We start from the raw sequence: 21960 nt of genomic DNA on the forward strand, positions 1-21960 counted from the left end.
ACGGAAGAGATTAAAGGAGTCTGAGAAGAATGCCAAATTTAGACCTGCATAAATATGAAAAAATAATGGAAATACGTAATATGAGGCTAGGAGATATAGATGAAATAATTGCTCTACAGTCGAGTTGCTTTCCTGGAATGGTTCCCTGGAAGCGAGATCAGCTTGAGAGCCATCTGGCGATTTTTCCAGAAGGACAGTTTGTGGCTGAATATGATGGTAGAGTGATTGGCTCATGTTCCAGCCTCATCATTAATTTTGACGAATATGATGATCGCCATACATGGGATGATGTAACTGATAATGGATACATCACGAATCATAATCCGGACGGTTATAATTTATATGGAATCGAGGTCATGGTCCATCCTAAATTCCGCAGGATGAAAATTGGTCAAAGACTATATGATTCAAGGAAAGAACTTGTTGCCCAATTGAATTTAAAAAGCATCATTATAGGCGGCAGGATCCCCAATTACCATAAACATGCGGAGGAATTGCTACCAAGGGAATATGTCAAAGAGGTGCAATTGCATAAAATATATGACCCAGTCCTTTCGTTCCAGCTTTTAAATGGCTTCACGCTAATGAGGATCAATCCGAATTACTTGCCGGATGATCTGCAATCCAATAAGTATGCCACTCTCATGGAGTGGAATAACGTCGATTATCAGCCGAAAACAAAACGTTATTATAAAACATCCGAACCGGTGCGGATCTGCGTCGTACAATACATGCTGCGTAAAATCGATTCATTCGAGGACTTCGCGAACCAAGTTGAGTATTTCACCGACGTGGCTTCGGATGCTAATGCGGATTTTGCCGTATTCCCGGAATTGTTCACTACCCAGTTGATGTCTTTCTTAAATGAAAGATCACCAAGCTTGGCTGTACGGAAACTGTCCGATTTCACTGAGCAGTACATTGAATTGTTCACCACTTTAGCAGTAAGGTATAACGTCAATATCATCGGCGGTTCCCATTTCGTAAAAGAAGATGATGATAACATCTATAATATCGCTTATTTATTCCGTCGTGACGGGACGATTGAAAAGCAATATAAAATTCACATCACACCGAATGAAAGAAAATGGTGGGGCATCAACGCTGGTGACCGTGTTCGTGTCTTTGATACGGACTGCGGGAAGATCGCGATACAAATTTGTTATGATATTGAGTTTCCGGAACTTGCCCGGATTGCTACCGATATGGGGGCAAAAATCATATTCACTCCATTTTGTACAGAAGACAGGCAAGGCTATCTGCGCGTTCGTTATTGTGCCCAGGCCCGTGCTGTGGAAAATCAAATTTATACCGTCATCTCCGGAACGGTGGGGAATCTGCCTCAAACGGAAAATATGGATATCCAATATGCTCAATCGGGAATCTTCGCTCCATCGGATTTCGAATTTGCACGTGACGGCATAGTCGGAGAAACCAGCCCGAACCTTGAGATGGTCCTGATTGGCGATGTTGATTTGGAGATCTTACGGCGAGAACGGCAGTCAGGTACTGTAAGGCAATTGAAAGACCGCCGCCATGATATTTATAAACTGCATTATCAAAAAGGCGGAAAATAAAAGGTATACGGGCTCGTGATGTGATGAACGCTGATGCGGTTCTATTCATTACGAGCCTTTACTTCATTTATTGGAATATATATGATAATTTTGTATATGTAAGCCAGCTACATAATAATAAGGCGTTTGGGAGGAGATGTTGGAGATGGATTGGAAATCTTTATACACCACTTGGGCAGGGTACCAGAATTTAAATGGGGAATTACGTGTCCTCCTTGAGGAAATGCAGCGGGATGAAGCAAAACTCGAAGATGCCTTTTATAAGAATTTAGAATTTGGAACAGGCGGAATGCGTGGGGAAATCGGAGCTGGAACGAACCGGATGAATCTTTATACTGTAAGGAAGGCAACGGTTGGGTTGGCCCAATATATCTCTTCGTTTGGGAAAGAGGCAAAAGGAAGAGGGGCTGTGATTGCATATGATTCGAGACATAAGTCTCCGGAGTTTGCACTAGAAGCAGCTAAAACGTTGGCGACATTTGGGGTGAAGGCTTATTTATTCGATGAGTTGCGTCCGACACCAGAATTATCATTTGCCGTTCGCGAGCTGAATGCTTTTGCTGGAATTGTCATTACGGCAAGCCACAATCCGCCTGAATATAATGGTTACAAGGTTTATGGACCAGATGGGGCACAATTGCCACCGGAAGCAGCGGATCAAGTGATCAGCTATGTGGATGCCATTGAAAATGAGCTTGAAATTCAGGTTGAAGAAGCGGAAGTTCTTAAAGGGCAGGGCCTCATCGAAATGATTGGGGAGGAATTGGATGCAGCATATAATCGAGAGTTGCTCACTGTTCCCGAGAATCCAAGGCTTGCCGAGGAAATAGATGTGTCAATCGTCTTTACGCCGCTTCATGGAACGGCAAATAAATCCGTCAGGCGGGCACTGCAAAGCTTAGGGTATCAAAATTTGCATATAGTTAAGGACCAGGAACTGCCAGATCCTGATTTTTCGACAGTCAAATCTCCAAATCCAGAGGAACCAGCTGCATTTGAAATGGCAATCGAGCTTGGAAACAAAGTGGAAGCGGACTTATTGATAGCAACGGATCCAGATGCCGATCGGCTTGGAATTGCTGTGAAAAACGAGATGGGTCAATATGTTGTCCTGACTGGAAATCAAACAGGCGCCCTTTTCCTTGATTATTTACTGTCCCAGAAAAAAGAAAAAGGGGATATTCCCCAAAATGGAGTCGTCTTAAAAACAATCGTCACCTCGGAAATCGGGCGGACGATTGCGGAGTCCTATGGCTTGCAGACGATTGATGTACTTACCGGGTTTAAGTTCATCGCCGAGAAAATAAATCAGTATAACGAAAGCGGGGAACATAGCTTTCTGTTCGGATATGAAGAAAGCTATGGTTATCTGATTAAAGACTTTGCACGTGATAAAGATGCCATTCAAGCGGCTGTGCTGGCTGTTGAGGTCTGTGCTTATTATAAAAAGCAGGGTTTGACGCTTTATGAAGGGTTACTGAATGTGTTTGAAAAATATGGATTCTACCTAGAAGGGTTGCGTTCATTAACTTTAAAGGGCATTGAGGGAGCGAAACAGATTCAAGGAATCTTGAATCAATTCCGTCAAAACCCGCCTGCTCGTATAGCTGGAATCGCGGTGGTCGTTGAAGAAGATTATCAAAGCAGCAAAAAGCGTACGTTACTTTCCGAGGGTGAAGAACTGATCGAGCTTCCGAAATCAAACGTATTGAAGTATTTCCTTGAGGATGGTACATGGGTATGCCTCCGTCCTTCAGGTACTGAACCGAAAATTAAATTCTATTTCGGTGTCCAAGGTAAATCAATGCCAGAAGCTGAGTCCAAGTTATCGGGAGTCATGGCAGATTTCATGGGCAAGATTGAAGCGTTAGTTTAAAGGTATGAAAAGCTAAACGAAAGATTTCCGGTCTTTCGTTTTTTTCGTGTAAAAGTATCTTAAAGTGGCCTCTGGGAAATTTGAATGAGCAAAATTCAAGGAAATTCGGTTTCGGTTTTGGTATACTGTATTGGCAAGTGACCTCGGAAAACATCGGTAAAGTATTGAATTTAGAGTGAGCGGCAATAAGGGATAATGGAGGAATATTCATGAAATTAGTAATCATTAATGGTTCACCACGTAAACAAGGGCGTACAGGGATAGCCTCACGCTACATTTCCAAGAAATACGGAGCGGAACTTATTGATTTAAGCAATAGTGAGATCCCTTTATATTCAGGTGAAGGTGAGCAATATCAATTGGAAGTGATTCAAGGTCTTCGGAAAAGCATCGGTGAAGCGGATGGCGTGATCCTGACCACTCCGGAATATCATGGTTCCATGAGTGGAGCTTTGAAAAATGCCTTGGATTTTCTAAGCAATGAACAATTCACGCATAAACCAGTCGCTTTATTGGCTGTCTCCGGCGGAGGAAAAGGTGGGATCAACGCCTTAAATTCAATGAGAACAGTGGGCCGCAGCCTTTATGCAAATGTGATCGCCAAACAATTGGTTCTGGATCCACATTGCTTCGATTATGAAAATGATGGTTTACTTGAAGAGTCTGCCGTACTTGTGGAAGGTTTACTTGAAGATCTTAAAATGTATGCAGCTGCGTATGCAACAATGAAAAAATAATGAAATGAGGGTCAGGTATTTTCATACCTGACCCTTCCTTGTTTTATAGGGTTCACCAGCCAAAGTCAAATCCCCGAAAATCAATCTTCTTGTATAAATTTTCCCGTTTTGCAAAAACTATAGTTGATTTAAGCTTGGAAGTTCACTTAAATAATCACTTGTTTTTTCTGCCGCATGATCTAGATAACGAAGCAGCGCATACAACTGGGATTGAACAATTTGGTAATCATGCTCAAACCGGTATGCGTGCAAAAAATGTTCTATTTTTTTTGAAAGAAAATGATCTTTCGTCCGAACCATCAATACTAACAAGCTGTCCCAATCAGAACGGTGTGTGTGAAACAATGCCTGATCATAATCCGCAATCCTCATGTAGTTCTCCCCCTTAATAAGGAGCTATTTGTATTTTGTTCAGATCGGACTGAACATTTCCTTACAATAAGTGGTGATGTATTTGGACCGCGGTTGTTGCTTTTTACCTGAATAAAAAAAAAAGGTGAGTACATGAGAGAAATAATGGTAATTGGAGTAATTGTCCTGCTTTTTTTTCCTGAAACCACACTCGCAGAAGAGGTGTATTCTCCTGAGCGGATGGAAATGGATCTGCAAGGAATCCAACACCAGTATGAATTGGACGTTCAAATAATCGGTCAAACTGAAAAGGGAAAAGATATAAAAGCAGTCAAGTTAGGAAAAGGAAAAAAATCGATTTTGTTTGTGGGGTCACATCATGGGCGGGAATGGCTCAGCTCCAAACTTTTAATGAGCATGCTTGAAGACTATGCAGCCGCTTATCGAGCGGGCAAGCCTGTTGGAGAATACCCGTCGGGAGCATTGGATGAAGTTAGCATCTGGTTCATCCCGATGCTTAATCCAGATGGAGTCAGCATCCAGCAAGGAGATTTATCAAACTTAAATATACTTGAAAAGGCAGCAGTATGGAAAATGAACGGATATAGCAAGAATTGGTCGCGATGGAAAGCCAACGCCAAGGGCATTGATTTAAATAGGCAGTATCCGTCTGGATGGAAAGAAGTCATGAGTCATGAAAAAAAACCATCTTATCAATTTTATAAAGGGGAAAAACCACTTGAAGCAGCTGAAGTTAAAGCGCTTGCGGATTTTACAAGGGAAATCGATCCCCTTCTTGCTGTTGCCTATCATACCTCAGGAAGGGAAATCTTTTGGCATTACAAAAATAAACGGGAAAATATGGTGAGGGATTATGGGATTGCCAAAAAAACATCGGAATTGACTGGGTATGAACTGACCTTTCCGGAAAAAGAAGCGGTAGGAAGTGGATTTACAGATTGGTTCATAACTGAATTCCACCGCCCGGGAATGACAATCGAACTTAGTTATTTAGTGGATGAAACCAATCCTCCCTTGAGTGTATTTCCTGAGGAATGGAAAAGGAATCGATCAGTTGGAATCATGCTTGTTAAAGAAGCGATGCAGCTGCATAACAAATGAACAATCTTACATAATAATATTAAGAGGAAAATATGAGGAGGAAGAATTTTGAAAAAAGTCATCGTGATGTTAATGGGGATTTTTTTGATTATACAAGCAGGGTCCATTTCAACACAGGCCCAAAAACCCGATTACGAAAAATACGGAAAGATTGCGATTGCCGTAGTGCAGGCAGATTATCCTGAAGTTGAGGTTACCGATTACGAATATAAGGGTAGGAAAACTGTAACGGAAAATCTTGTCGAAGATGCTTTCATCTTTTTAGTCGCGGATAAGGGAAATGAGTTCAATGTTATCGTGACCGTACAACATGATTTGAAAAATGAAAAATTACTTAGTTTAAAGGTCACTGAGCAAAAAAGAAAGTAAATTCAGAACAAAAATAAAAGGTTTGAATTTTAGCCAACATCTTCACCTCGAGAAGATGTTTTTTTCTGATTTCTTTAAAGGATTGTCCGGAAAATGGTGGATATCGGATTAGTTGCCACAGTGAAGTGATACCTATCCGTTCCTTGATATCCGCTGCCATGAAGTTTTCATTGCATTTATGAGCAGCTAACCAGTATAGTTAGTATCAGAATGAAACAATAAGCTTGATTGTAGGGGTATTAGAAAATGAGAAAGTTTAAGAAAGTTTATGTGGAAATTACAAATATATGTAACTTGAAGTGTAATTTTTGTCCAAGCTCCAGCTTGCAAAGGACTCTTAAATTCATGGATCCTGAAGGGTTTACACATGTAATCGAGAAAATCAAACCGCACACCGATCACATTTATTTTCATCTGATGGGTGAACCCTTTTTAAATAAAAATTTGGGTACATTCCTGGATATCAGTGCAGAAAATGGCCTAAAGGTGAATATAACAACGAACGGTACTTTGATTCAAAAGGTCAAAGAAAAGCTGCTCTCCAAAAAAGCCCTTCGTCAGGTGAATATTTCACTTCATAGCTTCGAGGCAAACGATACGAGCAATAGTCTCGACTCATATGTCAGTAATATTGCCGATTTCATAAATGAGGCAAATGAAAAAAGTGAAATGATTTGTGCCATTCGTTTATGGAATATGGATACGGATGAACTAAAAGCGAGTAATGGCCTGAACGACGATATTCTCAGCATGTTGGAGGAGAAGCTTTCATTGGACATTCGTTTAAGTGAAGCTCTTCAGCAGAAGAATAATATTAAATTGAAGGACCGTGTTTATATAAACATGGCTGAAAAATTCGAGTGGCCAGAATTGGACCGTGACATTATCGATGAGAATATTTTCTGCTATGCTCTTAGAGATCAGTTAGGCATTTTGGTGGATGGTACAGTCGTACCTTGTTGTTTGGATAGTGAAGGGAAAATTCCACTGGGGAATATATTTGAAACGTCACTTGAAGATATTTTAAATGGTGAACGGGCTAAAAATATGTATGATGGTTTTTCAAGAAGATGTGCAGTTGAAGAATTATGTAAACGATGTGGCTATGCAAAGCGTCATAAAAAATAAATAAAGATAAGGAAACCATGGAGTTCATCTTCGTGGTTTTTTTGTGATTGAGGTACATTGACATTTCTTTTTATTAAAAATTCTGAATATTATTGTTTTATTAAAAGTCCCATGATAAAATACTCTTTATTATTGATGAAGTAAAAACTTCATATTGTCATATTAGAAGTTTTGGATTCATATCTTGCTTCAGAGGGGATTTTTTATGGAATTACAGCAAAAAGTTAAAGAAGTATTCCCTGGTTTATCAACTGGCCAAAAAAAGGTAGCAAAATACTTGTTAGTACATTCACATACATTTGCAGTCACTTCAGCTCAAAAGCTCGGGAATGATATAGGTGTGAGTGAAACGACCATCATCCGCTTTTGTTATTCATTGGGGTTAAGTGGATTTGCGGAACTTCAAAAACTTATTCGAAATCAGTTGATATTCGAGAGCAGCAGTTTGAATGAATATCATTCTTCAAAACTTGAAGCTGCGAATCAACCAAACTTCATGGCTCAAGTGATGGGGCAGGATATCGTCAGTATCGAAAAGACAATCAAAAGTTTATCAAATGAAGATTTTTCTAAAACGGTTGATAAATTGGCGGCAGCCGACAATGTTTTGATATCCGGACATCGGTTATCATTTTCTGCGGCACATTGGTTAACCTTTACACTGAGGCTTGTCAGGGAGGAGGTCCATTTATATAGGCCGGATACTGATGATATTTTTTTACTGATGAATAAAATGACTGAAAATTCCGTCTTTGTAGCCATTTCATTTCACCGTTATGTGAAAGAAACTGTGAAAATTACGGAAATGGCTAAACAAGCGGGTGCATTTGTAATTGGCGTAACGGATTCTGAATTGGCTCCGATTGCTGACTACACTGACATTTTATTGCCTATTTCAACACCAAGGACTTCCACTATCGATACGGCACCGGTTTTATTTTCATTATTGAATAGTATAGTAGCTGGTGTATCGATTAAAGATGAACAGGGTTTTAAAAAAAGAAAGGCTATATATGATGCGTTCAATCAAGACGAATATTTCTTTTGAAATAAAGTCATAAGTCAAGCCAATTAAGCCGGGAGTTAAGGGGGAGACAGAAATGGATATCAAACTAACAATCGGAAAATTAAGGCCGCGTATCATCGATATCTTCGACCATTTACACGCACATCCTGAAACGAGTTGGAATGAAGTGAGTACGACAGCATTCATTTCCAATATTTTAATGGAAAATCAATGCAAGGTAAAATCATTCGAAGACTGTACAGGAGTGATTGGGGAAATCGGGGATGGGAATTTCACAGTCGGGTTACGATCGGATATCGATGCACTTTGGCAGGAGGTGCATGGGACGTTTCAGGCCAATCATTCATGTGGACACGATGGGCATATGACCTTGGCGCTTGGAGTTTTCCTGGTATTGAAGGAAATGGACTTTCGACCAAGAGGTAAGCTGAAATTCATTTTTCAGCCTGCTGAAGAAAAAGGTACGGGCGCCTTGAAGATGATTGAAGAGAAAGTTTTGGATGATGTCGATTTCCTTTATGGAGTGCACTTAAGGCCAGTTGAGGAAGTGAAGGATGGGCAGGCGGCTCCAGCCATTGTCCATGGGGCTGCCCAGTTCATTAAAGGAGAAATAGCGGGGACGGATGCACATGGAGCCAGACCGCATCAAGGGCAAAATGCCATCGAGATAGGAGCAGCATTCGTCACTTTATTAAATGGTATCCATCTCAATCCGTCCATCCCTTATTCAGTAAAAATGACGCAGTTTTTTGCTGGGGGCGAAAGTTCCAATATCATCCCAGGGAGAGCCACTTTCTCATTGGATTTAAGGGCTCAGGATAATGCTGTCATGGAAGAGCTCACCAAAAAGGTGGAAAAAGTTGCCGAATCCTTGGCCATTGTCCATGGAGTTGAAATGAAACTCGAACCGGGAACCAACGTTGCTGCAGCAATCGTGAACGAACAAGCCCAGGAAATAATGGCTGAAGCGATAGCCGATACACTCGGAGAAGAAAATCTGGTAGCGCCTGTCATTACAACTGGAGGAGAGGATTTTCATTTTTATACGCTGAAAAGACCCAAGCTCAAAGCGACGATGCTTGGGTTGGGATGTAATTTGACACCAGGGCTCCATCATCCGAACATGACGTTCAACAAAGATGCTTTGTTATCGGGAATTGAAATCCTGACTAAGGCCATCATATTTACTTTCGAGAAATATGGCGAGGGGGGACACCTACATGACTGATGAATTAATCATTAAATCCCTAACAACACTAGAGGACTTACAAGAAGTACAGCGTCTTGAAATCCTTGTATGGGGCATGGATTGCGTTCCTACCCATCAGACGATTACCGCAGTCAAAAACGGAGGGCTTGTTTTAGGCGGCTATATCAATGACCAGTTAGTTGGATTTCAATACAGTTTCCCGGGATTCAAGGATGGAAGGGTGTTTCTTTGTTCACATATGTTAGCCATCCATCCGGCTCATCAAAAGAAGGGCTACGGCAGATTACTTAAACTGGCACAAAAAGAAGAAGCGCTCAAAAAAGGCTACAATCTAATTACATGGACATATGATCCATTGGAAAGTGTGAACGCAAACTTGAATATCGGTAAACTAAAAGCGGTTTGTTCAACATATATGGAAGATTGTTATGGAAATATGAAGGATACCCTCAATGAAGGATTGTCCACTGATCGTTTCATGGTGGAATGGAATATAGGGCAGGGAGCAAAGGAAGAGACACCGCTTCCTGATAAAGCCATACACATCGTAACCACAGAAATGAATGACCAAGGCTTTCCTTACATCAAGGATTATCATTTGGAAACCAATGCCGACGTGGTCGCCATTCCCATTCCGACAGATATTCAAAAAATCAAAAAAGATGATCTCCGCCTTGCGATTGATTGGCGGTTAAAAACCGGTGAATTATTCAAAGCTTTTTTTGCCAAAGGATATGTTGCAGCCGGGATCGAACGGGAACAAGGTGAAACCATTCAAAACTATTTATTAAAAAAACAAGAATAAGAGGGGAATCGGGATGAAAATAACAGAAGTGCGTTTACGTCATTTAAATATGGATTTGGTAGCTCCGTTTACAACAAGTTTTGGAACATTTGTAGATAAGGAATTCATACTTGTGGAAGTGAAAAATGGAGAGGGGCTTTCGGGCTGGGCTGAATCTGTGGCGTTTTCAGCACCTTGGTATAACGAAGAAACCATAAAAACCAATTGGACCATGCTGGAGGATTTCCTGATTCCGCTTGTATTGAATAAAGAAATAGAGCATCCTCGTGATGTATCGGATATGTTCTCGCATATTCGCAAAAATAATATGGCAAAATCGGCAATCGAGGGGGCCATCTGGGATTTATATGCGAAAGAAAAGAATATTCCATTAAGTATTGCTTTAGGCGGGGACCTAAAAAAAATCGATGTTGGAATCAGCATCGGCATCCAAAAAACGGTACCTGAATTACTGGCGAAGATAGAAGCTGGATTGAGAGATGGGTATAAAAGAATCAAAATGAAAATACAACCAGGATGGGATGTAGATGTAATCAGGGAAGTACGCAGTCGATATCCCGATGTTCCGATCATGGCGGATGCAAACTCCGCTTACCGGCTGAAAGACATCGAATTACTGAAACAACTTGATCAATTTGATTTAATGATGATCGAGCAGCCCTTGTCATCAGACGATATTGTCGATCATGCCACATTACAGGCGGAAATCAAAACACCGATTTGCTTGGATGAAAGTATACATTCCGTGGAAGATGCAAGAAAAGCCCTTGAATTGGGAAGCTGTAAAATCATTAATATTAAGATCGGCAGGGTTGGCGGTTTAACGGAAGCAATGAAAATACATGAATTATGTAAAGAAAGAAATGTTCCGGTTTGGTGCGGAGGCATGTTGGAATCCGGTGTGGGGCGTGCCCATAATATCGCATTGACAACACTTGATAACTTCACGATGCCTGGTGATACGGCAGCATCCGCGAATTATTGGCATAAGGACATCATTCAACCAGAGGTTACAGTGGAAGATGGAGTCATAACTGTGCCAAAGGCGGCAGGCATTGGCTATGAAGTCAATTACGCTAGGGTCGATGAATTCACTTCCCATAGTAAAAGATATACCAAATGATAAATGACCAAGAGTTGGAATAATGGCTCTACCCAGCTTCATGGGCGATGGATCGTAAAAATTACTGAAGCTGGGAAGCTATTACGGATCAGGGATTGTGATGAACGGGAAGATATTTCATTTAATCCAAGTTATCAGAATAATCTTTTAATTAGGGCGGGGGTCTGATATGAAAAACAGTGTAAATCTTGCAGGGGCATATATTGGAATCATCATTGGAGCAGGCTTTGCTTCAGGACAAGAAGTATTACAATTCTTCACTAGCTTTGGAATCTACAGTGTATTGGGAATTGTGGTTGCGACAGCTTTATTCGCGTTCTTAGGCATGCAAGTTACGCAATTGGGGAGCACTTTGCAAACGCGCTCCCATAAAAGCATCATCGAACATATTTGTGGCCGCTATTTAGGCAGGGTGGTCGATGTTATTATCACATTTTTCTTGTTTGGCGTTACTGTCATCATGATTGCTGGTTCCGGAACGATTTTTGAAGAACAATTCGGGATTCCCAGTATAGTAGGTGCAATTGTCATGGCAGTGCTGACGATTGGCACGCTCTTACTTAATGTTAATAAAATAATGTCCATCATTAGTGCCATCACACCGTTTTTATTTGTTATCATGATCATTATTTCAGGTTATTCATTTTTCACATCCGATCTAAGTTTCAATGAAATCATTTCATCTTCAAGTAAAGGAAATGCTGCAACCGGAAACTGGATAATGGGTTCATTACTTTATGTTTCATATAATATGACTGCCGGAATTGCCATGCTAGCCGTAATGGGAGGGACCTTCAAGAATAAGAAGGAGGCTGGTATTGGAGGGATTCTGGGAGGTATCGGATTGGGAATCTTGCTATTGTTAATCAATTTGGGGATGATGTCCGACTTGAAGGGCATAGAAGGCTCAGGAATGCCTACCCTTCATTTAGCGAATCAGATTTCTCCATGGTTGGGATATATCCTATCAATCATCCTTTTAGGAATGATTTATAATACCGCTGTCGGGATGCTGTATGCATTCACAGCCAGGTTGGTTCCTGCCGAAACGAGACGCTTTAAAATATCCGTGATAATGGTAGGGATCCTCGCCTTCCTTGCAAGTTTCGTTGGCTTCATAAAATTGGTTGGAACGGTATACCCAGTCACAGGATATTTAGGCTTTGTAATCATTGCAGCCCTTATCATTTCCTGGATTCGGTCAAAGGCGAAAAAGGGGGCAGTGAATACGGAATTCGCAAAATTTTAATAGAGTAGGGAAATTAAGATCGAGTACAGAACTGCATGAATCATTTGAACAGACATCTTCTTCATGGAGGTGTTTTTTTTATTATCGAGGATCTTTACTCATGATCACGGCATTTTTCCTCCTTTTTTTCATACATTAGTTTAAAGGCGGAAGACAAGGGGGATATCGGATGAATGGAGCGGAGCAAAAGGCTCTGGAATATGCCATTAGTGAAATTACAGAAATAGCAACTGGATTCGGGTTGGATTTTTACCCGATGCGTTATGAAATTTGCCCATCAGAAATCATTTATACATTTGGTGCCTATGGGATGCCGACCCGTTTTTCTCATTGGAGCTTTGGGAAGCAGTTTCATAAAATGAAGCTGCAGTATGACTTTGGATTAAGTAAGATCTACGAACTGGTCATTAACTCTAATCCTTGTTACGCTTTTCTGCTGGACTCCAATTCACTAGTACAAAATAAATTGATTGTCGCCCACGTTTTGGCCCATTGTGATTTTTTTAAGAATAATGTACGTTTCAATAATACTAAGAGAGATATGGTGGAAAGTATGTCGGCCACGGCAGAAAGAATCCGTGAATATGAAATCCTGCATGGCAAAAAGAAAGTGGAAACTTTCCTTGATGCACTTTTAGCCATTGAAGAACATATCGATCCGTCGCTGATGAGACCGAAGCTTGCCTGGACGATGGAAGATGAGGAAGAAGAAGAGGAAGCAAAACCAACAGCCACACAATACGATGATTTATGGAATCTTGATAATAAGGATAAACCGAAGAAATCCAACATTAAAAAAAGAAAAAAATTCCCGCCAAGGCCAGAAAAGGATATTATGCTTTTCATTGAACAGTACAGCAGGGACCTATCCGATTGGCAACGGGATATCATGACGATGATCAGGGAAGAGATGCTTTATTTCTGGCCGCAGCTGGAAACGAAAATCATGAATGAAGGCTGGGCATCCTACTGGCATCAACGCATAATCCGTGAATTGGATTTATCCTCAGGGGAAGCCATTGAGTTCGCAAAACTGAACGCAGGTGTCGTTCAGCCATCAAAGACCAGCATAAATCCTTATTATCTCGGATTGAAAGTGCTTGAAGATATTGAAGAACGCTATGATAATCCAACCGAAGAAATGATCAAGCTGGGTGTCAAGCCTGGATCTGGCCGGGAAAAGATGTTCGAAGTCAGGGAAATCGAATCGGATATTTCCTTTCTCCGCAATTATTTGACCAAAGACCTGGTCATGCGGGAGGATATGTATTTATTCCAAAAGCAGGGCAAGGATTACAAAATCGTCGATAAGGCATGGGAACAGGTTCGTGATCAACTCGTCAGTATGAGGGTTAACGGAGGATTCCCCTATATCACAGTAAATGATGGAGACTACATGCGTAATGGGGAACTTTATCTAAAACATTGGTATGAAGATATTGAACTGGATCTGAAATATCTCGAAAAAGTCATGCCATATATCCATCAGCTTTGGGGCCGCTCCGTGCATATGGAATCAGTCATGGAAGGAAAAGAAGTCATGTTTTCCTATGATGGAAAAAGTATTCACAGGAAATATTTGTAAACAAAAAAACTGCCGGTAACTCGGCAGTTTTTTTGTTTCGTATGATTCCTTCACGAATTGTCATACCCTCCAACTTCTCCTTTCGCTCTCCATAAACGATACTTTCTTAACAAAAATTCTATATTTGATTAACTGCTATTCGCTGAGCAAGAAGGGGACGTTTTTTGGTAGTCAAACCAGAGTAAAGTTATATTAAATAAGATGTATAGTTTTCACTTGAGTATATAAGAATATGCTTATATAATGATGAAGAATTGATTTCATATAAGCATATACTTATTTAACTATTGAATAAGGAGGGGCAGTATGCAAATGAATGAAGCTTTGGGTTTGGAAACCACCGCAAACATACTTAAATTACTAGGTGATAAAACCCGTTTGACCATGGTTAAGATCATGTCTGAACATGAATGCTGTGTCTGTGAATTTGTGGACCTGTTCGAAATGAGCCAGCCAGCTATCAGCCAACATTTACGAAAGTTGAAAGATAGTGGAATCGTGAATGAAGAGAGAAGGGGACAATGGATTTTTTACTCGTTAAACAAAACATCCTCATATTATTCATTTATTCTAACGGTCATCGGGGATTTGCCAAGTCAAAACTTAAAATTAGAAGAATTAACAGCACAAGGAAAACGGATTTGTTGTGACTGACTAGGAGGTACAACTTAAGTGGGATCAGTTATTTTGGCAGGTATCATCTTTTTATTAACACTCATTCTCGTCATCTGGCAGCCAAAGGGACTGTCGATCGGATGGTCAGCTTGTGGCGGTGCGGTTTTGGCTTTACTTGTGGGAGTGGTGGATTTTGCGGATGTCATTGATGTGACATCGATTGTCTGGAACGCGACACTCGCCTTCATTGCCATCATCATCATCTCGCTCATTTTGGATGAGATAGGATTTTTTGAATGGGCAGCACTAAATATGGTTAGGGCAGCCAAGGGAAACGGAGTGAGGATGTTTGTTTATGTAAGTATTCTGGGTGCGCTTGTTGCTGCATTTTTTGCAAACGACGGAGCGGCCCTTATCCTTACACCAATTGTATTAGCGATGGTTCGTGCCTTGAAGTTTAGTGATAAAATGATTTTACCATTTATCATCGCCAGTGGTTTTATTGCCGATACAACTTCATTACCTTTAGTGGTAAGCAATCTTGTAAACATAGTATCCGCAGACTTTTTCAGTATCAGTTTTGCCGGGTTTGCATCGAGAATGATCGTACCGGACATCTTTGCATTGGTAGCTAGCATCTTGGTTTTATATTTGTTTTTCCGTAAAAGCATTCCCAAGAATTATGATGTATCACAACTTAAGAAGCCAGTGGAAGCCATTCGGGATCAAAGAATGTTTCGATTGTCCTGGATTGTTCTGGGAATTTTACTTATTGGTTATTTTTCAAGTGAATTCATTGGGGTACCTGTATCCATCATTGCAGGCATCGTCGCCATTTTCTTCCTGATCATGGCTAGTAGGAGCCCGGCAGTCAACACGAAAACGGTTATAAAAGGCGCACCATGGGCAATCGTGTTTTTCTCGATTGGCATGTATGTTGTGGTTTACAGCCTGCGGAATGTTGGATTGACGAATGTATTAACGGATTTAATCCAAGTTACCGCCGATCAAGGATTATTTGCAGCAACGATTGGAATGGGCTTCATTGCCGCCATTCTCTCTTCGCTTATGAATAACATGCCAACCGTGATGATCGATGCACTTGCCATTTCCGATACCAATACTACCGGCGTTATCAAGGAAGCCCTTATATATGCAAATGTCATCGGTTCGGACTTGGGCCCGAAAATCACTCCGATCGGTTCTTTAGCTACATTGCTGTGGCTGCATGTACTATCGTTAAAAGGCGTGAAAATTTCATGGGGAACCTACTTTAAAACTGGAATCATCCTAACCATCCCAACATTGTTCATCACATTAGTTGGTTTATATATTTGGTTGCTCATCATACACTAAAGATTTACTCTACTCATGAAGGAGAGAAACAGCATGGCTAAAAAAACACTATACTTCTTATGTACTGGTAACTCTTGCAGAAGCCAAATGGCAGAGGCCTGGGGGAAGAAATACTTAAGTGAAGAATGGCAAGTTCTTAGTGCAGGGCTCGAAGCACACGGGTTAAATCCAAAGGCCGTAAAAGCAATGCATGAAGCGGGATTGGACATCACCAATCAAACATCAGATACCATCGACACTGACATATTAAATAATGCGGATTTTGTGGTTACTTTATGCGGCGATGCGGCAGACAAATGTCCAATGACGCCACCGCATGTTAAACGGGAACACTGGGGCTTTGATGATCCGGCAAAAGCGGAAGGAACTGATGAAGAAAAATGGGCTACCTTCCAACGTGTCCGTGATGAAATCAGAGAAAGAATCGAACGGTTCTCTAAAACGGGCGTATAAAAAATGAAAGGCCGTGAGTGATGATTGTCGATAAAAAAGTATAAATTGCTTGATTCATTTCATCAGCACTTTTCTTCAAAAGGATTTGAGTCAATTTGTCAGAATAGGGGACTTTGTTGCAGTTTTGTTATTAGGATGTCCATTAATCAAAAAAAACTGCACCTCCAATTGTGATACGCTCCCCAATAAGTAGACAGATTAAAAAATAAAATCTGTTTGCCTATTGGGGAGGTTTTTTTATGAGAAAATATAGCTTTTCAAAAGAAGAAAAATTAGAGATTCTAAATTTCTATGAAAATAGCCAATTCACTCTTAATGAGGTGGCCGAGTTGTATAAAGTTGATTCTAGAACGATCAAAGATTGGCAAAATAATTACTTGTTTTTTGGAGAGGATAGTCTTAATAGAAGTGAGAATCATAATACATATCCGAAAGGATTAAAGCTAGCAGCTGTTCAAGACTATATTTCAGGAAGTTATTCATTAAGAGAAACCGTTAGAAAATATAGACTTTCCGGTACATCCGTTTTGCGAAATTGGATTAAAAAGTATACTAGTCATAGTGAATTAAAAGATTCGGGTAAAGGAATGAGCCAAACTATGACTAAAGGTAGAAAAACAACAGTACAAGAGCGCATTGAAATAGCACAAGCTTGTATTGCCAACGATAAAAGTTATCAAGTAACAGCTGAACAATATGCGGTTTCTTACCAACAAATATATCAATGGGTAAAAAAATTCGAAAAATACGGGGAATTAGGCTTACAAGATCGCCGTGGACGTACAAAGTTAGAAGAAGAGTTAAGCACTGAAGACAAGTTTCGTTTAGAAATTCAACGCATGGAACGTGAAAATGAACGATTACGTGCAGAAAATCTCTTCTTAAAAAAGTTAGAGGAAATCGAAAGGAGGCGTCGTTAAGTAAAAGTTGTATACATAACCGTTATATTGCCATTCAAGAATTAGCAGCGAAGGAAGCACTGCCAATCATTTTATTATGTGAAATTGCCGATGTTGCACGTGCTGCTTATTATAAGTGGTTGAACCGTCAGCCATCAGCACGGGAAATCGAGAATGAACAGCTTCTAGAATCAATTCAGTACCTTTATACACAAGTAGATGGGATTTATGGATATCGTCGCATCACACTTACAATCAATCGTCAGCGTGAAAAAGTAGATTTACCGAAGGTAAATAAAAAACGTATTTATCGTTTGATGAAAATGTGTCGATTAAAATCGGTGATTCGTCGAAAACGAAAAAAATATCGTAAATCGAATCCAGATTATGTAGCAGAAAACATACTCAGTCGCAAGTTCAAAGCAGACCAACCGAATCAAAAATGGTGTACAGATGTCACGGAGTTTAAATATGGGAATGGCAAAAAGGCTTATTTAAGCGCCATTATTGATTTATACGATAATTCGATTGTGAGTTATGTATTAGGGCATTCGAATAACAATAAACTTGTATTTCAAACGATGACACCAGCCATACAAAAATTAAAAGAGGATGAGCATCCACTTATTCATAGCGATCGTGGTTATCAATATACTTCAAAACTTTTCAAACGGATGATAGATGATGCCGAGATGGTACATAGTATGTCTAGAGTGGGACGTTGTATTGATAACGGACCAATCGAGGCTTTTTGGGGTACGCTCAAATGCGAAAAATACTATTTAAATAAATATGATACATATGAAGCGCTAAAAATAGCAATTGTAGGATACATTTCGTTTTATAATTCAGAGCGCTATCAAGAAAAATTAGACGGCTTGAGCCCCTTGGAATTTAGGGATCAAGCCGTGTAAAGCATTTTTATTATTTCCACTGTCTACTTGACAGGGAGCACTTCATTGTTAATGCTGTCTAACAATTGGGGTGCAGTTTAATTTGGCAGCTCTTTTAGTCATTAAATCTTAATATCGACCTTAGCATTTTTCTTAAGTTCTTCCACACGTTTCACAAGCATTTCTTGTTTCTTTTGCTGCTTTAGCTGTTCCTTGATTTGCGGCTTCATTTCTTCAAGTTTCTGTACCTTCTGCCCGCTTGCCTTAGCTTGCTTCGCATACTGGTCGTAGGACTTTTCAATTTCTTCGTCAGTTGGTTCATCCACTTTAATCTCTTTTTCAACATACTTCGTATATGGAATATTCTCTGCGATCTGAGCATTCAACATTTTTGAATTCAGGCCTGCCTTTTTCATCGCTTCCTTGAATTTCTCTTCATTTCCATATTGGTCTTTGATTTGGGCAAGTTGCTTTTCGATTTCAGCCTTGGAAGCTGTATAGCCCTTTTTATCAGCAGCCTGAAGAAGCAATGTTTGCCCTACTAAAGAGTCGATCGTTTGCTTTTTAATTTGTTTGGCTCCCTCTTTTGATGTTGGGTCTTGTCCGAATTGCTGCATCTGCATTTGTGTCGTGGACAAAACGGTATTATATTCCGCACCTGAAATTTTTTCGTCATTGACGATGGCCACGGTTTTCTTTTCATCCACCTTTTGCTTGTCTAGTTCCTTCTGCATTTCTTCCATCTTTTTTTGCTGTTCCTCAGTTGCTTTAGCCGTTTCTTTCTCATCATTCTTGTTTTGCTGTTCCTCAGTTGTTTTAGTCTCTTTCCCGCCACTTTTTTTATCAGCTTCATCGTTCGAACCACAAGCTGTTAGAACAACTGCCAATAATCCAATAACGATTGGGTACAATAGTTTCTTCATATTCAGTCTCCTCTCGTATTCAGTGCTAAAAAAATCATCTAATGCGCATTATAAAGGAATTCCCCATTAAAACACAATATATTCATTCTTTTTTCCAGAAAACAGGAAGATAGTATAGGCATTTTCTCATTATATTCGGTATAAGATTCAAGGAAATGAACCAATTTACCCTGCATCGATTCAATAGCTGAAAAGAGATAGTCAGACTGGCATACACGACAAAAGGGAAAGCACTTCGATCCATCCATAGCGGAGACAACCCTCTATGACCATATATCCCCGATGAATCAGTAAGGATTTTTTGATATCTTACACATTCCTTCCTCTATTGTTTTTTTACTTATCTTTCATATAACATTAATACCCCACTAATAATTTCATCTTATTATGAAGTAAGAACTGACCTTTATAGGGTGATTTTTGAAAAAATGTAAGTTTGAAATCATATATATACAAATCCAATTTTTTGTTTACCATAATGGTTTTTTGAATTGGAACTACATAGTTAATTTGCTCACCATCGAATCGATAGCTTGATCCCTATAAAACAGTTACTAGAAGAGAATGGGAGTTTTATTAATGAATAATCAAGAACCGCATGAAGGGTTGGATAGACGGAATTTTATCAAGATAGGAGGAATGAGTACACTTGCCTTAACACTTGGATTCTCTGGACTTTCAGATGATTTATTTAGCACTGTAGCACTGGCAGAAGAAAAAGATGACATGGCTCTTCAATTTAATCGTAATGGAAAATTAAAAATCGTTCAATTTAATGATACACAAGATGATGAACGTATTGATCGTAGAACATTACAGCTTATGGAGAAAGTGCTTGATACAGAAAAACCTGATTTTGTTGTGATTAATGGAGACATTATTACGGGTGGATGCGATACATCTATGGAGATGAAGCAAGCCATTAACAATGTCGCACACCCTATGGAACAAAGAGGAATCAAGTGGGCCATTACCTTTGGAAATCATGATGAAGATTCTACCCCGAAGGGCGGTCTTAATGAGGAAGACATGCTTAAAATCTATCTTTCTTATAAATACAATATGAACAAGCCTACCGTCGAAGGTATTACTGGGACAGGTAACATGAATTTACTTATAAAGGATTCAAAAGGAAAAAAGGCAGCTTTCAACCTCTGGCTTCTTGACAGTGGAAGATATGCGCCAAAAACCATTGCAGGTCAAGATTTCCAAGGATATCCGACTTGGGACTGGCTTCGTTTTAATCAGGTGAACTGGTATTATGAGACGTCAAAAAAATTAGAGGGAAAATGGAAGAGAAAAATTCCTTCACTCGCTTTCATCCATATTCCTCTGTGGGAACACAGATTTATGTGGTATGCGAGCGTAGATCAAAGAGCTGACTCCAATCATGAGGTAGCCGTTAAAAAGCATAATATAGTAGGAGAAAGAAATGAAGAAGAGTGTATGGGACCAATTAACGGGGGGCTGTTTTCAGCGATGCTGGAGAGAGGCGATGTCAAGGGCATTTTTTGCGGTCATGATCATATAAACACTTATGTAGGTAATTATTACGGAATCCTGCTTGGTTATGCGGGCAGTACCGGGTTCGGCGCTTATGGTCTGCCGGGAGCTGAAAGGAACAGACTGCGCGGCGCCAGAGTATTTAATTTAGATGAAAATACAGCTGAGGTTCTAGTAGAAACGCACATGGTATTCGCAAAGGACTACGGGATCGATTTGACAGCTAATGATCAGAGTATTGATCCTGTGCCTCTAGAAAACAATAAGAAAGTAAAAATGTAAAGCGGTAAAGAGGTTTTAAGAACATTGATTGCATTTACTAGATTTTGTACAGAATTGTATATAAGGTAAATTTTACTGATTGGTTGATCGTTAAATAAAGTGGCAATTCTTTAATTTATATTTATAAGCTGAAAATCGGGCGCATTTCTTGAATAACGAAATTATTGATTTATCCGTGTCAAATCATAATGTTGTAATACTACAAATAAGGATAGATAAAGCTGATTAGGTTCAATTTTTATCTATCCTTATATAATGTTTAACATTATTTATTTTAATGAAAATATCAAATAGTCTTCTTTTTACATGGTCTCCTACTATTTCATTACATTTCTTTATTCTTACCTCTTTTAAAGTAATACAAGAGTGCAATGATCAAAATCAATAATACTAGAACAATCTTTACATCGTTTGAAGCCTTCATTGCTTGTGTCACCGAGTACGCCTCGACAAGGAGGGCAGGCAGTTTTCCGATGGATGTGGCGAGGAAGAAAATCATCACGCCCGTCTCGCTTAATGCTGCTGTAAGGTTGATCACGCCGGATGGTATAAAAGGTAGGATTCTAAGCATCAGAATCATCCAAAATGCATGGTAGCCTTGTGACTTTTGCAGCTGCATGACCCACTGGTTCTTCATGAATTTGGGTTTGAAAGTTTGAAAGCCCTTTCGATATAACCAAAAGCTGACTACTGCTCCGGCAATTTCTCCCATGTAAGAAAGGATCAATCCCTTTTCAAATCCAAATGCGGTGATATTGGCAGCCGTGATGAATACGCTTGGAATAAAACCAAGAACGCTAATCAATATGTTCAATACTAAACTTACAGCAATGAAAAAGGGTCCGCTGGTTGCTAATGCATCAGAAATGAAATCCAT

At 39.8% G+C, this 21960-nt stretch carries 20 protein-coding genes; 17 read left to right on the plus strand and 3 right to left on the minus strand.

Annotated features, from left to right (window positions below):
* The first annotated feature begins 29 nt into the window (after positions 1-29).
* The 3 genes from UP17_RS04665 (at position 30) to UP17_RS04675 (ending at position 4190) form a co-directional block, all read left to right on the plus strand.
* Entirely contained in the window at positions 30-1577 is a 1548-nt protein-coding gene (locus UP17_RS04665; RefSeq protein WP_061461865.1) for a carbon-nitrogen hydrolase family protein, read from the plus strand.
* A gap of 145 nt (positions 1578-1722) precedes the next feature.
* A complete protein-coding gene (locus UP17_RS04670; protein WP_061461866.1) occupies positions 1723-3453 on the plus strand; it encodes a phospho-sugar mutase in 1731 nt (576 codons plus the stop codon).
* 209 nt (positions 3454-3662) lie between these two features.
* Positions 3663-4190 (plus strand): NADPH-dependent FMN reductase, encoded by a 528-nt coding sequence (locus UP17_RS04675; protein ID WP_061461867.1) that lies wholly within the window; start codon positions 3663-3665, stop codon positions 4188-4190.
* 117 nt (positions 4191-4307) lie between these two features.
* On the opposite strand, the gene UP17_RS04680 is transcribed toward UP17_RS04675, so the two are convergent.
* A complete protein-coding gene (locus tag UP17_RS04680) occupies positions 4308-4562 on the minus strand; it encodes a YhdB family protein (protein ID WP_061461868.1) in 255 nt (84 codons plus the stop codon).
* A gap of 132 nt (positions 4563-4694) precedes the next feature.
* Here UP17_RS04680 and UP17_RS04685 point away from each other — a divergent pair, with 132 nt between their 5' ends.
* The 13 genes from UP17_RS04685 to UP17_RS26045 all read left to right on the plus strand — a co-directional run bounded on the left by UP17_RS04685 (position 4695) and on the right by UP17_RS26045 (position 18396).
* Positions 4695-5663, plus strand: a complete 969-nt coding sequence (locus UP17_RS04685; RefSeq protein ID WP_061461869.1) for a M14 family zinc carboxypeptidase — start codon at positions 4695-4697, stop codon at positions 5661-5663.
* Between the two features lie 48 nt (positions 5664-5711).
* A complete protein-coding gene (locus tag UP17_RS04690; RefSeq protein WP_061461870.1) occupies positions 5712-6032 on the plus strand; it encodes a DUF3889 domain-containing protein in 321 nt (106 codons plus the stop codon).
* Positions 6033-6278: 246 nt separating this feature from the next.
* Entirely contained in the window at positions 6279-7160 is an 882-nt protein-coding gene (locus UP17_RS04695) for a radical SAM/SPASM domain-containing protein (RefSeq protein WP_061461871.1), read from the plus strand.
* 205 nt (positions 7161-7365) lie between these two features.
* Entirely contained in the window at positions 7366-8208 is an 843-nt protein-coding gene (locus UP17_RS04700) for a MurR/RpiR family transcriptional regulator (RefSeq protein ID WP_061461872.1), read from the plus strand.
* Between the two features lie 52 nt (positions 8209-8260).
* On the plus strand, positions 8261-9415 hold the full coding sequence (locus UP17_RS04705; protein WP_208857043.1) for a M20 peptidase aminoacylase family protein: 1155 nt from the start codon (positions 8261-8263) through the stop codon (positions 9413-9415).
* On the plus strand, positions 9408-10202 hold the full coding sequence (locus UP17_RS04710) for a GNAT family N-acetyltransferase (RefSeq protein WP_061461873.1): 795 nt from the start codon (positions 9408-9410) through the stop codon (positions 10200-10202). The genes UP17_RS04705 and UP17_RS04710 overlap by 8 nt, the downstream gene beginning before the upstream one ends.
* A 13-nt stretch (positions 10203-10215) precedes the next feature.
* Positions 10216-11325 (plus strand): o-succinylbenzoate synthase, encoded by a 1110-nt coding sequence (gene menC / locus UP17_RS04715; protein ID WP_061461874.1) that lies wholly within the window; start codon positions 10216-10218, stop codon positions 11323-11325.
* A 169-nt stretch (positions 11326-11494) separates the two neighbouring features.
* On the plus strand, positions 11495-12574 hold the full coding sequence (locus UP17_RS04720; protein WP_061461875.1) for a YkvI family membrane protein: 1080 nt from the start codon (positions 11495-11497) through the stop codon (positions 12572-12574).
* A gap of 169 nt (positions 12575-12743) precedes the next feature.
* A complete protein-coding gene (locus tag UP17_RS04725) occupies positions 12744-14159 on the plus strand; it encodes a SpoVR family protein (RefSeq protein ID WP_061461876.1) in 1416 nt (471 codons plus the stop codon).
* Positions 14160-14465: 306 nt separating this feature from the next.
* A complete protein-coding gene (locus tag UP17_RS04730) occupies positions 14466-14813 on the plus strand; it encodes an ArsR/SmtB family transcription factor (RefSeq protein ID WP_061461877.1) in 348 nt (115 codons plus the stop codon).
* An 18-nt stretch (positions 14814-14831) separates the two neighbouring features.
* Positions 14832-16130 (plus strand): arsenical efflux pump membrane protein ArsB, encoded by a 1299-nt coding sequence (locus UP17_RS04735; protein WP_061461878.1) that lies wholly within the window; start codon positions 14832-14834, stop codon positions 16128-16130.
* 33 nt (positions 16131-16163) lie between these two features.
* Positions 16164-16583, plus strand: a complete 420-nt coding sequence (gene arsC, locus UP17_RS04740) for an arsenate reductase (thioredoxin) (RefSeq protein WP_061461879.1) — start codon at positions 16164-16166, stop codon at positions 16581-16583.
* Positions 16584-16822: 239 nt separating this feature from the next.
* Positions 16823-18396 (plus strand): IS3 family transposase gene (locus UP17_RS26045; RefSeq protein WP_155727228.1). Its coding sequence is split into 2 segments (ribosomal slippage): positions 16823-17465 and positions 17465-18396, totalling 1575 coding nucleotides; the frame shifts between segments, so codons are not numbered across the junction.
* 101 nt (positions 18397-18497) lie between these two features.
* Here UP17_RS26045 and UP17_RS04755 read toward each other — a convergent pair.
* Entirely contained in the window at positions 18498-19298 is an 801-nt protein-coding gene (locus UP17_RS04755; RefSeq protein ID WP_061461882.1) for a SurA N-terminal domain-containing protein, read from the minus strand.
* A 579-nt stretch (positions 19299-19877) separates the two neighbouring features.
* Between UP17_RS04755 and UP17_RS04760 the strand changes: the two genes are divergently transcribed.
* Positions 19878-21083, plus strand: coding sequence for a metallophosphoesterase family protein (locus UP17_RS04760; RefSeq protein ID WP_081108703.1), 1206 nt, complete (start codon positions 19878-19880; stop codon positions 21081-21083).
* A gap of 325 nt (positions 21084-21408) precedes the next feature.
* On the opposite strand, the gene UP17_RS04765 is transcribed toward UP17_RS04760, so the two are convergent.
* Positions 21409-21960, minus strand: a complete 552-nt coding sequence (locus UP17_RS04765) for a TVP38/TMEM64 family protein (protein WP_061461883.1) — start codon at positions 21958-21960, stop codon at positions 21409-21411.

It is taken from the genome of Peribacillus simplex (assembly GCF_001578185.1).
Taxonomy (GTDB): Bacteria; Bacillota; Bacilli; order Bacillales; family DSM-1321; genus Peribacillus; species Peribacillus simplex_A.

Bases quoted from the DNA above. Each gene is read 5' to 3' on its own strand.
- UP17_RS04755 (WP_061461882.1), bottom strand. From the start codon at position 19,298: ATGAAGAAACTATTGTACCCAATCGTTATTGGATTATTGGCAGTTGTT.
- UP17_RS04710 (WP_061461873.1), top strand. From the start codon at position 9,408: ATGACTGATGAATTAATCATTAAATCCCTAACAACACTAGAGGACTTA.
- UP17_RS04760 (WP_081108703.1), top strand. From the start codon at position 19,878: ATGAATAATCAAGAACCGCATGAAGGGTTGGATAGACGGAATTTTATC.
- UP17_RS04720 (WP_061461875.1), top strand. From the start codon at position 11,495: ATGAAAAACAGTGTAAATCTTGCAGGGGCATATATTGGAATCATCATT.
- UP17_RS04725 (WP_061461876.1), top strand. From the start codon at position 12,744: ATGAATGGAGCGGAGCAAAAGGCTCTGGAATATGCCATTAGTGAAATT.
- UP17_RS04685 (WP_061461869.1), top strand. From the start codon at position 4,695: ATGAGAGAAATAATGGTAATTGGAGTAATTGTCCTGCTTTTTTTTCCT.
- UP17_RS04680 (WP_061461868.1), bottom strand. From the start codon at position 4,562: ATGAGGATTGCGGATTATGATCAGGCATTGTTTCACACACACCGTTCT.
- UP17_RS04695 (WP_061461871.1), top strand. From the start codon at position 6,279: ATGAGAAAGTTTAAGAAAGTTTATGTGGAAATTACAAATATATGTAAC.
- UP17_RS04700 (WP_061461872.1), top strand. From the start codon at position 7,366: ATGGAATTACAGCAAAAAGTTAAAGAAGTATTCCCTGGTTTATCAACT.
- UP17_RS04675 (WP_061461867.1), top strand. From the start codon at position 3,663: ATGAAATTAGTAATCATTAATGGTTCACCACGTAAACAAGGGCGTACA.
- UP17_RS04765 (WP_061461883.1), bottom strand. From the start codon at position 21,960: ATGGATTTCATTTCTGATGCATTAGCAACCAGCGGACCCTTTTTCATT.
- UP17_RS04665 (WP_061461865.1), top strand. From the start codon at position 30: ATGCCAAATTTAGACCTGCATAAATATGAAAAAATAATGGAAATACGT.
- UP17_RS04670 (WP_061461866.1), top strand. From the start codon at position 1,723: ATGGATTGGAAATCTTTATACACCACTTGGGCAGGGTACCAGAATTTA.
- arsC (WP_061461879.1), top strand. From the start codon at position 16,164: ATGGCTAAAAAAACACTATACTTCTTATGTACTGGTAACTCTTGCAGA.
- UP17_RS04730 (WP_061461877.1), top strand. From the start codon at position 14,466: ATGCAAATGAATGAAGCTTTGGGTTTGGAAACCACCGCAAACATACTT.
- UP17_RS04705 (WP_208857043.1), top strand. From the start codon at position 8,261: ATGGATATCAAACTAACAATCGGAAAATTAAGGCCGCGTATCATCGAT.
- menC (WP_061461874.1), top strand. From the start codon at position 10,216: ATGAAAATAACAGAAGTGCGTTTACGTCATTTAAATATGGATTTGGTA.